The sequence below is a fragment of the Thiocystis minor genome, assembly GCF_016653465.1.
GTDB classification, from domain to species: domain Bacteria; phylum Pseudomonadota; class Gammaproteobacteria; order Chromatiales; family Chromatiaceae; genus Chromatium; species Chromatium minus.
Genome location: NZ_NHSQ01000065.1, coordinates 84,633 through 99,222 on the forward strand (window position 1 = coordinate 84,633; position 14,590 = coordinate 99,222).

A 14,590-nucleotide genomic window follows, 5' to 3' on the forward strand; every position below is an offset into this window, starting at 1 on the left:
TGCCCGGCGATCGAGAGGACGAGCCTTGTCGAACCAGGCGCGGATGCAAAATTCCAAACCATCTCCCGAGGATCCGATGCCACGGGAGTCGAGAGCCGCTTCCCGTCCTTAGTCAAGCAATAAGGCGGCATTCACCGCAGTGAACCGTTAGGAGACAAGCACCATGCCAACGTTTGTGCGTACCGATAAGTGCGATGGTTGCAAGGGTCAGGACAAGACCGCTTGCATGTATATCTGCCCCCACGACCTGATGAAACTCGACCAGGACGGTTCCGAGACCGGCCACGCCATGAAGGCGTTCAACCAAGAACCCGAGCAGTGCTGGGAATGTTACTCCTGCGTCAAGATCTGCCCTCAGCAGGCGATCGAATGCCGCCATTACGCCGATGTGGTGCCGATGGGCGCCTCGGTGCAACCCCTGCGCGGCACCGATTCGATCATGTGGACCATTAAGTTCCGCAACGGCAACATGAAGCGCTTCAAATTCCCCATCCGCACCACCCCCGAGGGCTCCATCGATCCCTACGGCTCCAAGCCAGAGGCCGACATCGCCAAGATCGGCGACGCTGGATTCTTCACCCTGGGCGGCGTTCAGAAGCCCGGCAATCCGAGCGAACTGATCCGGAAATAATCGGCTCCCGGCCCGGCAAAGCGCCGGGCAGGATCAAGGCGACGTTCATCCGTCGCCCCAGGAACACCTAGAACAAAAACTCTGAGGTAGACGAAATGGCTGGAGAATTCGGCAATCCCGAAATCGTCGAGGAAGAAGTTGACATCCTCATCATCGGTGGCGGCATGGGCGCCTGCGGCGCCGCCTACGAGATCGGCCCCTGGCTCGATCAGGCGAAGAAACAAGGCTTTGACCTCAAGGTCAAGCTGGTCGACAAGGCCGCCATGGACCGCTCCGGCGCCGTGGCCCAGGGCCTGTCCGCCATCAATACCTATCTGGGCGATAACGATCCCGCCGACTATGCCCGCATGGTCTCCAATGACTTAATGGGCATCACCCGTGACGACCTGGCCTACGACCTGGGCCGTCACGTCGACGACTCCGTGCATCTCTTCGAGGAATGGGGCCTGCCGATCTGGAAGCAACCCGGCGACGAAGGCAAGAATCTGGTCGACGGCGGCAAGCCGGTGCGTTCCGGCAAGTGGCAGATCATGATCAACGGCGAGTCCTACAAGTGGATCGTCGCCGAGGCCGCCAAGAAGGCGCTGGGCACCGACCGCATCCAGGAACGCGTCTTCATCGTCAAGCTGGTCAACGATAAGAAAGATAAGAACCGCATCGCCGGTGCCATCGGCTTCTCGGTCCGCGAGCACAAGGTCTTTGTCTACAAGTTCAAGGCGTGCCTGCTGGTCGCCGGCGGCTGCGTGAACATCTTCCGTCCGCGTTCGGTCGGTGAAGGCACCGGTCGCGCCTGGTATCCGGTGTGGAATGCCGGCTCGACCTACGCCATGGCCGCCGAGGCTGGCGCCGAGCTTACCATGATGGAAAACCGCTTCGTGCCCGCCCGCTTCAAGGACGGTTACGGCCCGGTTGGCGCCTGGTTCCTGCTCTTCAAGGCCAAGGCCACCAACGCCTTCGGCGAAGTCTACATGGACACCAACAAGGAATTGTTGAACGACTATCCTCCCTATGGCCAAGCCGCCGTGCCGGCGTCCTGCCTGCGCAACCATCTCATGATGAAAGAGATGCGCGAGGGTCGCGGCCCGATCTACATGGACACGGTCACCGCGCTCGGCAAGCTCGCCGAAACCATGACTCCTAAGGAGATCAAGCACCTCGAAGCCGAGGCCTGGGAAGACTTCCTGGATATGTGCATCGGTCAGGCCGGTGTCTGGGCTGGCGAGAACATCGAGCCGGAGAAGAAGAACTCCGAGCTGATGCCCACCGAACCCTACCTGCTCGGCTCGCATTCGGGCTGCTGCGGCATCTGGGTCTCGGGTCCGACCGATCTCGGCGCCCCGACCTCCGAGGATCACGCCGACGCCGGCAAGATCCCGAGCCACCTGCCCTCCGGCTGGAGCTGGGGCTATCGCTCCATGACCACCGTCAAGGGTTTGTTCACCGCCGCTGACGGCGTGGGCGCCTCCGGTCACAAGTTCTCCTCCGGCTCGCATGCCGAGGGGCGCCTTGCGGCCAAGGCGATGGTCAAGTTCTGCATGGACCACAAGGACCACAAGCCCGAGCTGGCCGATTCGGTCGCCGATCTGGTCGATGCGATCTACCGTCCGGTGCGCAACTTCCTCGAGAACAAGGACTACAGCACCGCCATCGACGTGAATCCGCACTACATCACGCCGAAGATGCTTCAGTTCCGCTTGCAGAAGATCATGGACGAATACGTCGCCGGCGTCTCGACCATGTATCAGACCAACGCCAAGATGATGGAAGTGGCGGAGATGAAGCTGGAAATGCTCAAGGAAGACGCGCTGAAGATGCGGGCGAAGGATCTGCACGAACTGCTGCGCGCCTGGGAGAACTACCACCGCATCCTGACCGCTGAAGCGCACATGAAGCACATCCAGTTCCGCGAGGAAAGCCGTTACCCCGGCTTCTACTACCGGATGGATTACAACTTCGTCGACGAAAAGAACTGGAAGTGTTTCGTCAACTCGGTCTATGACAAGGAGAGCAAGACCTGGAACTGCTTCAAGCGCGCCCATGTCGATGTCGTCGATAAGGCGAAGCTATTCAAGTAGGCATTCGCTCTTTCCCTTCCGCTCCCTGATCGGGAGCAGGAAGGTAAGGGACTCAGTGACGACAAGTCCGGTCGCCGCAAGGCGTTCGGGCTTTTTTATTGCGGGACGTGTAGGGCTGTGTTTTACGATTGCGCACTGCGCGCCAGGAGGCTACGCTGTAATACATCGTAGCCTACTCGATAGAGGTACCAGGATGGGCGTCACGAGCGTAAGACTTCGGCCTGACCTCGAATTACCACTTGAAGAACTTGCAACACGTCTCGATAGAAGCAAAAATTACATTATCAATCAAGCGGTTAATGATTTTATTGCACGTCAGTCACAGGCCGATGAGCAGTGGCGCGAAACCCTTGAGGCGATCGATTCCATCAAGGCCGGCCAGCGCATCGATGAAAGAGACGTCACGCGGTGGCTTGAGACTTGGGGGACGGAGCACGAGCTGGCCCCCCCCGCCACATGAGGGTTTTCTACTCGCCCGAAGCGGTCGCGGATTTGAAGCGTCTCAGGGAGTTTATCGAGGTCAAAAATCCCCAAGCCGCACTGCAGGCAGCGGCTTCCCTCTTAAAGGGAATCGGCCAGCTCAAAACCTTCCCGTTGCTTGGCTCCGAGGTTCGACAAGCGCCAGATCCGGAACGGATTCGAGATCTGATCATCGGAAAATATGTCGTCCGTTATCTGGTAAACCGTCACGAGATCGTCCTCCTTCGTGTCTGGCATCATCGAGAAAATCACTGATCTCATCCCATTCGTCCTGAAAAGCCTGCCGAATGATTCGCAGGCCATCGGACCTCCCCGAGGATCCACCGCCATGATTCAGACCAAACCTGCCATTCCCTTTCAGAGCGTCGTCATGCCCGAGGCACTGCAGGCGGAAAACCGGATCCAGTTCCGTTGTCACCAGGGCATTTCCTGCTTCAACGCCTGCTGCAAGCGAGCGGATGTCACCCTGGCACCCTACGATGTGCTACGGCTCAAGCGCCGGCTCGGACTGACCTCGACCGAGTTCGTCCGCCAGTACACGGTTCCTTTCCAGATGGACGGCGACGGACTTCCCGGCATCAAGCTCAAGACCGACGAGAACGGCACCTGCCTCCAACTCGCGGGCGATGCCGGCTGCGGCGTCTACACGGATCGCCCGACCGTCTGTCGCTACTATCCGCTGGCACTCCTGGCCCTGCGCGAAAAGGACTCGCCCACTGCCGAGGAGCGCTATTCGCTGGTCCGGGAGGATCACTGCAAGGGCCACGAAGAACCGCGCGAGATCAGCATCCAGGACTATCGCGCCGAACAAAGCTGCGAAGACTTCGATGCACACAATCGCGGGTGGTATCAGTTGGTTCTGAAGAAAAAATCCGCCGGCCCCACCGTCGGGCAGCCGCCCCAGACGAGTCTGCAACTCTTTTTCATGGCATCCTATGACATCGATACCTTCCGCCGTTTCGTCCTGAGCGAGAATTTTCGCAAGACCTACGCGCTTCCCGATGGCTTTTATGTCGAGGGGGAGCAGGACGACGAAGCCCTGCTGGCCTTCGCCTTCCGGTTTTTGCGTCAGGTCCTGTTCGGCGAGCGCACGGTCCAGGAGGTCGCGGACGCCTGGGACCAGCGCGTGGCCCAGCGCCGGGAGATCTGGGACGCGCGCAAACAAGCCGAAATCGAGCGGCGTCTGGTGGCGGAAGATCGGAAATATGCCGAGGGCGGCGATGGCGTCTGTACCGAGTAACGCGCGTTCCGCGTGACATTCGCCGTTGCGAGCATCCCCAACCCGGCAGAGCCGGAACCAAAAACGTGGCCGAGGATTCCGCTCGTTGTCGTTGTCGTTGTCGTTGTCGTTGTCGTTGTCGTTGTCGTTGTCGTTGTCGTTGTCGTTGTCGTTGTCGTTGTCGATGGTCCGATTACGACAACGACAACGAGCGATGGCCGAAACGATGATCGACGCCTCGTTGTCGAATATCCGCGCGACAACGAAGTTTCTTCGACAGTTTTTTCAAGATTTGCGGACGAAGGGACTCGGTCGATTGTTTTCAGGAAATCGCCTTATAAGCCACTTTGACTCGCGACGATGGACGCCCTTTGATGAATGAACCCACCGATCCGCGCGCACGGCTCGCGGCACGACTCGACGCGACCGCCACGCTGCTGGCGGCCGTGCAGGCCGACGCCGAGTTGCTGGCCACGACCCTCCAGGCCGCGACCCGGACCGCCGAGTCCATCAATCGGGGCGGCACGCTCTTCATCTGCGGCAACGGCGGCAGTGCCGGGGAAGCCACTCACCTGAGCGGCGAGCTGATCGGCCCCTTCCTCGACAAGACCCGCCGCCCGCTCCCGGCCATCGCGCTCGGATTCGACACCAGCGCCGTCACCGCCGTCGCCAACGATTTTTCGTTCGACGAGATTTTTGCGCGACAACTCGCCGCCCTGGCGCGTCCCGGCGATGTGCTCTGGGCGCTGTCCACCAGCGGCCGCTCGCCCAATATCGTGCGCGCCCTGGAGACCGCCGCCGCGCGCGGCGTCCTGACCGTGCTGCTCACCGGCGCGCGTCACCCTGACCTGCCCGCCGCCGCCGAGATCGTCCTTGCGGTTCCCTCGCGGGAGACGCCCAGAATCCAGGAACTGCATCTCGTCCTTGGACACTTCCTGTGCGAGATCGTCGAGTCGTTGACCGCCGACAGCCGCGTCCTCTCGCCTTACCTTGGAACGACCTCGATCTGATACAGCCGCGGCCAGTATTTACCCGTGACGTACAGGCGATCGGTGGCCGCGTCATGAGCAATGCCGTTGAGCACCGCCTCGCGGCTCGGTCGCTCGGACTCCGGGTAGAGTCCACTCAGATCGAGATAGCCCGTCACCGCGCCGCTGTCAGGGTCGATCCGCACCAGATAGTCCTGGTGCCAGACATTGGCCCAGACCTCGCCCGCGATGTATTCCAATTCGTTCAAAAAGCGGATGGGGCGCGTGCCATCGCGCACGGTCAGTCGGCGCACGACACGCCGTGACTCAGGATTCAGAAAGCGCAGCTCGGCCGTGCCGTCGCTCATGATCCAGTGGCGCCCGTCCTGCGCGAGGCCCCAGCCCTCACCTTGGTACCGGAAAGTTTCGCGGGTCTCCAGGCTATCCCGATCGCGGATGAGACCAAGTCCTTCGCGCCAGGTCAGTTGAACGAGCCGCCCGTTCCAATGGGCGATCCCCTCTCCGAACAGATCGGGCGCCAGCCGGGTTTCCCGCTCGACGCGGCCGGTGGCAAGATCCACCCGGCGCAACGTCGATGCACCATAGTGTCCGGTCCCCTCGAAGAGTTGACCATCGACCACAATCAGACCCTGGGTGAAGGCGGTAGGGTCATGCGGGAAGCTCGCCACGACGCGGTAGCCGAAAACCGGGGCCGTGGTGGATGGCAGACCGCTGGCGCAACCGCTGTCCGGGAAGACGCTGAACAAGGCCAACAGCATTGAAACTTGTGCCGCGCGAAGCCGAAGGGGGTTGGCTGTGGATGCCATCCAGACACGGTCCTTGCGGGAACCTCGTTGGTCTATTTTAGGATGTATTCTCATACAATCTCGACGAGCTAACCGTCGGCGATGCGAAATGCACCTGCGAGGTCTCGAACCATGGCAAAAGATCCCCGAAAAATCTATCAACTCAAGATCGGTCTCAGCGGCGCGAAACCGCCGATCTGGCGGCGTCTGCTGATCGTCGATACCGTTCCGCTGCCGGCGTTTCATACCGTGCTGCAAATCGTCATGGGCTGGGAGGATTCGCATCTGCATCAATTCGTCACGGGCGGCAATGACTACGGCACCCCGGATCCGGGCGATCATTTCTCGGAAACCCTGAACGAGAGCCGCTACAAGCTCAACCATGTCTCTACGTGCCTTTACGCGCTATCGGTTGCTATGACTCCGTATGTTTAGAGACAAGGCAATGCCTTGTCTCTACGTGACCGGGGCGTGTCAGGATAAGGCAAGGGCGTCTGCCCGCCGGAGGACGGTGGCGGGAATCGACATCAGGCGGCAATCCCCGCCTGCTGCAACTCACGAATCTGGTCCCGGATCGCGGCGGCCTGCTCGAATTCCAGATTCTTTGCGTGCTGATACATCTCCTTTTCCAGCGACTTGAGCCGCTTGGCCATCTGCGCCGGGGTCAGTCTGGCGTATTCGGCAACCTGCTCGGCCACTTTGGCGAAAGCGCGCGCCTTCATCGGCGCACCGGGAGTGGCACTTTCCAGAATGTCGGCGACCGCTTTGCGGATGGTCTGCGGCGTGACTCCGCTGGCGAGATTGGACGCGACCTGTTTGGCGCGCCGGCGATCGGTTTCCTCGATGGCGCGCTGCATCGAGCCGGTGATTTTGTCGGCATAGAGAATCGCCTTGCCGTGGGCATTGCGCGCGGCGCGCCCGATGGTCTGGATCAGCGAGTCAGCCGAGCGCAGAAAGCCTTCCTTGTCGGCATCCAGGATGGCGACCAGTGAGACCTCTGGCATGTCCAGCCCCTCGCGTAACAGATTGATCCCGACCAGCACGTCGAATTCGCCCAGGCGCAGGTCGCGGATGATCTCGACCCGCTCCACGGTCTCGATGTCCGAATGCAGATAGCGGACCTTGACGCCGTGATCGTTCAGATAGTCGGTCAGATCCTCGGCCATGCGCTTGGTCAGGGTGGTGACCAGCACCCGTTCGTCGACGGCCACGCGCGGGCCGATCTCGGAGAGCAGATCGTCGACCTGGTTCAGCGCCGGGCGGACTTCCAGTTCCGGATCGACCAGCCCGGTGGGCCGCACCACCTGTTCGACCACCGCGCCCGAGTGGTCGATTTCGTACTGACGCGGCGTGGCCGAGACATAGATGGTCTGGGGCTGGCGCGCCTGAAATTCCTCGAACTTGAGCGGCCGGTTATCGAGCGCCGAGGGCAACCGAAATCCGTACTCCACCAGATTCTCCTTGCGCGAGCGGTCACCCCGGTACATGCCGCCGAGCTGCGGGATGGTGACATGGCTCTCGTCGATCACGACGATGGCGTCGGGCGGCAGATAATCGTAGAGCGTCGGTGGCGCCTCGCCGGGTCCGCGACCGGAGAGATAACGGCTGTAGTTCTCGATGCCGGAGCAATAGCCGACCTCCAGCATCATTTCCAGATCATAGAGCGTGCGCTGTTCCAGACGCTGGGCCTCGACCAGTTTGTCATTGTCGCGCAGCCAGTCGAGCCGCTGTTTCAGCTCGGGCTTGATCTGTTCGACGGCATTCAGGATGGTCGCGCGCGGCGTCGCATAGTGGGTCTTGGGAAAGACCGTGTAGCGCGTGACCTTGCGCCTGACCTCGCCGGTCAGCGGATCGAACAGCGACAGCGCCTCGATCTCCTCGTCGAACAGCTCGATGCGTACCGCTTCCTCGTCGGATTCGGCCGGATGGATGTCGATGACATCGCCGCGCACCCGGTAGGTGCCGCGAGCGAGTTCGACCTCGTTGCGTTTGTACTGGAGATCCGCCAGACGGCGCAGGATGGCGCGCTGGTCGATCCGGTCGCCACGTTTGAGGATGAGCACCATCTTGAGATAGGCCTCCGGATCGCCCAGACCGTAAATGGACGAGACGGTCGCGACGATGATGACATCCTTGCGCTCCAGCAGCGCCTTGGTGGCGGACAGGCGCATCTGTTCGATGTGTTCGTTGATGGAGGCGTCCTTCTCGATGTAGGTGTCGGTCGAGGGGACATAGGCTTCCGGCTGGTAGTAGTCGTAATAGGAGACGAAATACTCCACCGCGTTGTTCGGAAAAAAGTCGCGCATCTCGCTATAGAGCTGCGCCGCCAGGGTCTTGTTGGGCGCCAGCACCAGCGCCGGGCGCTGGATCTGCTCGATCACGTTGGCGATGGTGAAGGTCTTGCCCGAGCCAGTGACGCCGAGCAGTGTCATGCCGGCCTCGCCATCGCTCAGCCCGGTCACGAGTTGGCGGATCGCCACGGGCTGATCGCCGGCCGGCGCGAATTTGGCGACGAGTTGAAAGGGGATCGCGGACATGCGGGAACCTCGGCGAGCGAAGAGACGAAGATGCAGCGAATTGAAACCGAACAGAGTCGATATGCGTCAACCGCGACACCCTGCTTCCATGACCAGCACAGGGGGCGACGAGGGGCGGTTGCTACCAGTGTTTGGGGGCGAAATCGGACGCCGTGGTCAATTTGAAGACCTCGTCATGGATGGACGCTGTCATGAAGCCAGCGTCGCGCGCTTCTTCTACGGTGCCCCGATCCCAATCGACCCCAGCTAAAATCCCCAGCACGGTTTTGTTACCGTGCTCAGGGAAAAATTCCCGAAATCGCTCCATGATATTGCGAAACTGGAGAATCGATTCCTTCTTGACTCGACTCTTCACCTCTACGACAACCGCCATGTTGACGTCGCCATTCGCGTAGGAGAGAACATCGATTTCGATGGTTTCTCCGCCTTTGCGGATTCGGACCCGCGGCATGACGACCGTCATGCCAAACCGCTTGGCCAGAATGCACTCCAAGGACGGCAGCGCCATGCCTTCGGTGAAATACCCAAATTTATCGCCGATCCCGCCAATCTGGCAGCCAATCTCCTTGATCATGCGTTCGGTTTGATTAAAGCGCTTGGCCGATACCTCAAATTCGCGGCTGACCTCCTGGAATTGACGGTTCGTCTCCTGATTGGATTCCTGGAATTTACGGTCAGTTTCCTGGAATTTGCGGTCGGTCTCCTGGGTGGATTCCCGAAATTTGCGGTCGCTTTCCTTAAATTGCTCCGCGACTTCCCGAAATAACGACCGAACTTCTTCCAGCGTGGTACTTGCCATGATTCGTGTCCTCAATGATAGATAACCCTGTCAGCATACAAGGCTGCAAGTCGGTGTGCCGCGCGCCGGTTTGTTTCGCTATGATTGCAAGCCGCGCTCCGCGCATCCAGCCACCACGGAACCTCAGAGATTATCGCCGATGACCATGAAACTCGCCGCCCGCGTCCAGGCCGTCAAGCCGTCCGCCACGCTCGCCATCACCGCTCGCGCCAAGGCGTTGCGCGCGGCGGGCAAGGACGTGATCGGACTCGGTGCGGGCGAACCCGATTTCGACACGCCTGACCATATCAAAGCCGCCGCCATCGCGGCCATCCAGGCGGGATTCACCAAATACACCGCCGTCGACGGGACGACCGAACTCAAGCAGGCCGTCATCGACAAATTCAAGCGCGAAAACGGTCTGGAGTATGCCCAGGATCAGATTCTGGTCTCCTGCGGCGGCAAGCAGAGCTTCTTCAATCTGGCCCAGGCGCTGCTCGATCCAGGCGACGAGGTGGTGATTCCGGCCCCGTATTGGGTGTCCTATCCCGACATGGTGCTGCTGGCCAGCGGCGCGCCAGTCCTGATTCATGCTGGCGCCGAGCAGTCTTTTAAGATCACGCCGGCCCAATTGAAGGGCGCGCTTAACGAGAAAAGTCGGCTGTTCGTCATCAATAGTCCCTCCAACCCGACCGGCATGGCCTACCGCCGCGATGAACTGGAGGCGCTCGGCGAGGTACTGCGCGAGTATCCCAAGGTCGCGATCGCGACCGACGATATGTACGAACACATCCGCTGGAGTTCGGCCCCCTTCGTTAACATCCTGAACGTTTGCCCCGATCTGGCCCCGCGCACCCTGGTGCTCAATGGAGTCTCCAAGGCGTATTCGATGACCGGCTGGCGCATCGGCTACGCGGGAGGCCCGGCCGAGATCATCAAGGCGATGAAAAAGGTCCAGTCGCAAAGCACCTCCAACCCGACCTCGATCTCGCAGGTCGCGGCCCAGGCGGCGTTGGAAGGCCCTCAGGAATGCATCGGCGTCATGCGCGCGGCGTTCCATGAGCGCCACGACTTCGTGGTCGAACGTCTCAACCAGATCCCCGGCATCGAGTGTCTGCCGACCGACGGTACCTTTTACGTCTTCCCCAGGGCACAGGGTCTGATCGAGCGGCTGCCCGGCGTCAACAACGATCTGGAACTGGCCGAATATCTGATCGAGCAGGCCGGCGTCGCGATCGTCCCAGGGTCCGCGTTCGGGCTCAACGGCTATCTGCGTATCTCCATCGCCACCAGCCGCGCCAATCTGGAACAGGCGCTGGAGCGGATCGCCAAGCTGGCTGGCTGATCGCAACAACCGGATCTGCCCGAGCCGGGCGGAGCGAATGTGGAGAGACAACGCGCGCCTCAGCCGGGATCGAACGTACTCAGGCGCGATCTAATTTCGGTTCGGAAATATTCCGGATGAAATACCGAGGTGATGTTTAAGCAACTGAAAAGCCTGCTCGATCTGGACCGCTGACTGGTTGCTTAGCGCAGCGCCTCGACCTGCGCCACCGTCAGTCCCGTGGCCTGGGCGATCTGCCCATCGCTGAGCACGCCCAGCGCGATGAGGTTGCGGGCGGTGTCCTGGGCGGCCGCCAAGCGGCCTTTCTGCATACCGAGTTGCTCGCCTTCCTCTCGCCCTTCCTCTCGCCCCTCCTCGCGCGCCTCCTTGAGCAAGGACACCTCATCGTGCAGCGCCCGCTCGCGCACGAAGGCCAGGCGCCGCGCCTCCTCGTCGGCACTCAACTGACGCACGCGGTTCAGCGCCTCTTGAATCGGGGCATGTTCGATCGCGGCCATGGTCTGCTCCTCGCGCCAATGCTCGAAAAAGGTGATCCACGCGGACAGCGGATCGGCACCGAGCCCGAGCCGGTCCGCTTTCTTCAATTCGATCAGGTTCAACTGGAGTCGGTTCCCCAGAGTGACGCTGGGTTGGTCCGCGTCGCGCATCTCGAAGCGCCACCGCGCCTGCGCGCGCTGTTCCGACGTGTCGGCGAACAGATCGAAGTCCAGCAGATGGATCCCGACCGCCGAGCGCTACGTGGTGTAGCCCTCGCCCTGCTCCAACTGCTGGGCCAGCATCCGGGCCAGATAATACAGCGCCCGCGCGCCCCAGGCGCCATAGCGGCGCACCTGGATCTCGATATTGTAGGCGTGCCCCTCGCCATCGCGCGCCAGGACGTCGAGGATGATGTACTTGCCGCGCAACTCCTCGGCGTGGATGCCGGGGTTGAGGATCTCCACGGCGCAAATCTCGGGCAGGTCCGGGCGCAGGTCGTTGATCAACGACACCAGCAGCTCGGGGGCCTCGCCAAAGAGGCGCTTGAAGACGTAATCGTTCTTGGGGTCGAGCAGGGCGTCAGCAACGGAGGACATGGCGGGAGGCGTGGTCAGGGCGTGTGAAGTCGCCAGAATATCACCGTCTGACCCGCGCGGATGGGTCGTGGTTCGATGGGTTGCACGGCCAATCGGCGTCCGTGCCAATCGTCGGCGTCCATCCCCTGGCCGTTCTCCCCACCACTCACTCCCCGCCAATCACCGGTCAATGCCTTCCAATCACGACCAGCGAGGGAGCGCGAATCAAACCCATGCACAGCGGTTTGGAACGGGGCATCCGCAATGATCGTTGTCGTTGTCGAATAACGACAACGACAGCAAGAACGCCGACCGCGCGACGGGGGATTCCCCCCGTCGCAAGGTTTTCCGAACACCGGGAATGCGTCATTCCCGCGAACCTGGTTGAAACGTCCTGACAGGGCGCATGCGGCTCAATGGAAAATGGTCTCGGGGGTGTCGGCGGTGAGGAGACGCTCGGACCAGACTTCGAGTTGCTCGGGTTCGGCGGATTCGATGCGCGAGCGATAGGTCTCAACCAAATCGGAACCAAATTTACGGGAAAACAGGCGCATCAGGATGGTGGCTTCGCCACGCTGCAATCCCTGTTGCAACCCTTGTTGTAACCCTTGTTGCACTCCCTGCTGCAATCCCTTCTCAATCCCCGCTTGTTCAACAGTCGTGACATACGGCATCCGGTGTTGCTCCTCGTAGGCATAGAGTTCTTGACGAAAGTCCGCTTCCAGTTCCTGGGGCAGGCGGATCATCCAGTCGATGAGGCGGAAGACTTCCAGGATCAGCGTCTGCGGATAGCCGCGCTCGTACATCCGGCGGATGAGGCGGAATTTCCAGCCCTTGAGCGTCTCGACCTCGTTCGTCACCTTGGCGCGGATCTGGGCCATCACCACCAGGGCGAAGACGTTGTCGCTGGCTTCGAGTTCCGCCCAGCGTTGCGGCGCGACGGCATCGAGCAGTTTGACCATCGGGAAGCGGAAGGCGATCGCGCAGCCCCAGCGACGATGACGAAACTGGCTGGGGCGAAAGCGGGCGGTGGTGTCGGTCAGGACGGCGAGGCTAACGACATCCAGGCCATAGCGATCGCGCAGTCGGGTCTGGTAGAGGAACATCCGCTCACCAAAACCGCTCTCGGCGTCGCCCTGGACTTCGACATGAATCAGCACCGCGATCGCCTGACCGTCGAGCGCGCGTACGCGCACCAGTTTGTCGGCATAACGCCGACCGCGCGGGCTGTCGGCGCCGATTTGTTGCAGTTCCTTGTCGAGAAACTCCGGCGCCACACGCCAGTCGATCTGCGCATGAATGGCCGGGAACAGCAGCGCCAGGAACTCCGGGAAGAAGCGTTCCAGGGCTTCTTTCCAGGGGCTGTCGTAGTCGTTTTTGAGCGCGGTCTCGGCGGTTGAGTTGTCGACTGTCATGGGGGCGAGTGTAGCTGACTCGTCGGCGGGAGCGGGTCTAGGCACGATCCGCTGGCAAGTGCAGACACTGTCTCCGGAACTCCACGTCTTGGCGGGGCACGTCGCCCGCAAGCAGGCACCTACCTTGCTACGCCGATTGAAGCTCCAATCTTCGTTCAATGCGGTCGACTCGGTTGCGCAATTCATCCAGATCAGATTTTCCGGAATAAACCGCCGTGGTTAGCCCTCCCAATTGCTGCCCCATCGCGGAAAGTTGCAATTCGATCTGGACCAAGCGATTGCCGTGTTCGATTTGGGTCGTCCGGATAGCGCGTAGTTGTTCTAAGACAAGGTTTTCGACATTTTCGGTCATGGCGGTTTGTTGTCATCTGGGAAAGGATTACGTTCAAGTATAGCATCGCAATAACCAGCCCCCATGAGCATTGGTGCGATGGGTTTCGTGACCAGTCGGCATCCGTGCCAATCATCGGCGTCATCCCATGGCCGTTCGACCCATCCGACGCCGGCTTGTCTCGACCCGGCTCAATGGAAAATGGTCTCGGGGGTGTCGGCGGTGAGGAGACGCTCGGACCAGACTTCGAGTTGCTCGGGTTCGGCGGATTCGATGCGCGAGCGATAGGTCTCAATCAAATCGGAACCAAATTTACGGGAAAACAGGCGCATCAGGATAGTGGCTTCGCCACGCTGCAACCCCTGTTGCAGCCCTGTTGCACTCCCTGCTGCAACCCCTTCTCAATCCCCGCTTGTTCAACAGTCGTGACATACGGCATCCGGTGTTGCTCCTCGTAGGCATAGAGTTCTTGACGAAAGTCTGCTTCCAGTTCCTTGGGCAGACGGATCATCCAGTCGATGAGGCGGAAGACCTCCAGGATCAGCGTCTGCGGATAACCGCGCTCGTACATCCGGCGGATGAGGCGGAATTTCCAGCCCTTGAGCGTCTCGGCCTCGTTCGTCACCTTGGCGCGGATCTGGGCCATGACCACCAGGGCGAAGACGTTGTCGCTGGCTTCGAGTTCCGCCCAGCGTTGCGGCGCGACGGCATCGAGCAGTTTGACCATCGGGAAGCGGAAGGCGATCCCGCAGCCCCAGCGACGATGGCGAAACTGGCTGGGGCGAAAGCGGGCGGTGGTGTCGGTCAGGACGGCGAGGCTAACGACATCCAGGCCATAGCGATCGCGCAGTCGGGTCTGGTAGAGGAACATCCGCTCACCAAAACCGCTCTCGGCGTCGCCCTGGACTTCGACATGAATCAGCACCGCGATCGCCTGACCGTCGAGCGCGCGC

15 protein-coding genes and 1 pseudogene are annotated in these 14,590 nt (G+C 61.0%); 8 read left to right on the forward strand and 8 right to left on the reverse strand.

Features of this window, described 5'->3' with window-relative positions:
- The first annotated feature begins 163 nt into the window (after positions 1 to 163).
- The 6 genes from aprB (at position 164) to CCR95_RS07910 (ending at position 5,415) form a co-directional block, all read left to right on the forward strand.
- On the forward strand, positions 164 to 631 hold the full coding sequence (gene aprB / locus CCR95_RS07885; protein ID WP_014779580.1) for an adenylyl-sulfate reductase subunit beta: 468 nt from the start codon (positions 164 to 166) through the stop codon (positions 629 to 631).
- Between the two features lie 95 nt (positions 632 to 726).
- Entirely contained in the window at positions 727 to 2,706 is a 1,980-nt protein-coding gene (aprA, locus tag CCR95_RS07890) for an adenylyl-sulfate reductase subunit alpha (protein ID WP_201093343.1), read from the forward strand.
- A 193-nt stretch (positions 2,707 to 2,899) separates the two neighbouring features.
- Positions 2,900 to 3,166 carry a CopG family ribbon-helix-helix protein gene (locus CCR95_RS07895; protein ID WP_201093344.1) on the forward strand — a complete coding sequence of 89 codons (267 nt, stop codon included), beginning with the start codon at positions 2,900 to 2,902 and terminating at the stop codon, positions 3,164 to 3,166.
- Positions 3,163 to 3,441 carry a type II toxin-antitoxin system RelE/ParE family toxin gene (locus CCR95_RS07900; RefSeq protein WP_201093345.1) on the forward strand — a complete coding sequence of 93 codons (279 nt, stop codon included), beginning with the start codon at positions 3,163 to 3,165 and terminating at the stop codon, positions 3,439 to 3,441. The genes CCR95_RS07895 and CCR95_RS07900 overlap by 4 nt, the downstream gene beginning before the upstream one ends.
- 73 nt (positions 3,442 to 3,514) lie before the next feature.
- The gene (locus tag CCR95_RS07905; protein WP_201093347.1) at positions 3,515 to 4,426 is read left to right on the forward strand and encodes a YkgJ family cysteine cluster protein; all 912 of its coding nucleotides are present in this window, start codon (positions 3,515 to 3,517) and stop codon (positions 4,424 to 4,426) included.
- A 353-nt stretch (positions 4,427 to 4,779) separates the two neighbouring features.
- Positions 4,780 to 5,415: a D-sedoheptulose-7-phosphate isomerase gene (locus CCR95_RS07910; RefSeq protein ID WP_201093348.1), complete on the forward strand. Its 636-nt coding sequence runs from the start codon at positions 4,780 to 4,782 to the stop codon at positions 5,413 to 5,415.
- Here CCR95_RS07910 and CCR95_RS07915 read toward each other — a convergent pair.
- A complete protein-coding gene (locus CCR95_RS07915) occupies positions 5,391 to 6,152 on the reverse strand; it encodes a glutaminyl-peptide cyclotransferase (RefSeq protein WP_201093349.1) in 762 nt (253 codons plus the stop codon). The genes CCR95_RS07910 and CCR95_RS07915 overlap by 25 nt on opposite strands.
- 159 nt (positions 6,153 to 6,311) lie before the next feature.
- On the opposite strand from CCR95_RS07915, the gene CCR95_RS07920 reads away from it, so the two are divergent.
- Positions 6,312 to 6,614, forward strand: coding sequence for a plasmid pRiA4b ORF-3 family protein (locus CCR95_RS07920; RefSeq protein ID WP_201093350.1), 303 nt, complete (start codon positions 6,312 to 6,314; stop codon positions 6,612 to 6,614).
- Positions 6,615 to 6,706: 92 nt separating this feature from the next.
- Here the strand turns inward: CCR95_RS07920 and uvrB are convergent, their stop codons facing one another.
- Together uvrB and CCR95_RS07930 are read right to left on the reverse strand one after the other, a co-directional pair.
- Positions 6,707 to 8,716, reverse strand: coding sequence for an excinuclease ABC subunit UvrB (gene uvrB, locus CCR95_RS07925; RefSeq protein ID WP_201093351.1), 2,010 nt, complete (start codon positions 8,714 to 8,716; stop codon positions 6,707 to 6,709).
- A gap of 121 nt (positions 8,717 to 8,837) precedes the next feature.
- Positions 8,838 to 9,515, reverse strand: a complete 678-nt coding sequence (locus CCR95_RS07930) for a DUF3782 domain-containing protein (protein WP_201093352.1) — start codon at positions 9,513 to 9,515, stop codon at positions 8,838 to 8,840.
- A gap of 139 nt (positions 9,516 to 9,654) precedes the next feature.
- Here CCR95_RS07930 and CCR95_RS07935 point away from each other — a divergent pair, with 139 nt between their 5' ends.
- Positions 9,655 to 10,839: a pyridoxal phosphate-dependent aminotransferase gene (locus CCR95_RS07935; protein ID WP_276570239.1), complete on the forward strand. Its 1,185-nt coding sequence runs from the start codon at positions 9,655 to 9,657 to the stop codon at positions 10,837 to 10,839.
- A gap of 182 nt (positions 10,840 to 11,021) precedes the next feature.
- On the opposite strand, the pseudogene CCR95_RS07940 reads toward CCR95_RS07935, so the two are convergent.
- The 5 genes and pseudogenes from CCR95_RS07940 to CCR95_RS07955 all read right to left on the reverse strand — a co-directional run.
- Positions 11,022 to 11,912, reverse strand: a pseudogene (locus CCR95_RS07940) (Rpn family recombination-promoting nuclease/putative transposase).
- Between the two features lie 392 nt (positions 11,913 to 12,304).
- On the reverse strand, positions 12,305 to 13,306 hold the full coding sequence (locus CCR95_RS07945) for an RpnC/YadD family protein (protein ID WP_201093354.1): 1,002 nt from the start codon (positions 13,304 to 13,306) through the stop codon (positions 12,305 to 12,307).
- 127 nt (positions 13,307 to 13,433) lie between these two features.
- A complete protein-coding gene (locus CCR95_RS07950; protein WP_201093355.1) occupies positions 13,434 to 13,658 on the reverse strand; it encodes a hypothetical protein in 225 nt (74 codons plus the stop codon).
- A 170-nt stretch (positions 13,659 to 13,828) separates the two neighbouring features.
- Positions 13,829 to 13,969, reverse strand: coding sequence for a hypothetical protein (locus tag CCR95_RS26075; RefSeq protein ID WP_338115364.1), 141 nt, complete (start codon positions 13,967 to 13,969; stop codon positions 13,829 to 13,831).
- Positions 13,969 to 14,590: RpnC/YadD family protein (locus CCR95_RS07955; protein WP_476718521.1), on the reverse strand; the 622-nt coding region annotated here is incomplete at its 5' end. The genes CCR95_RS07955 and CCR95_RS26075, both read right to left, overlap by 1 nt.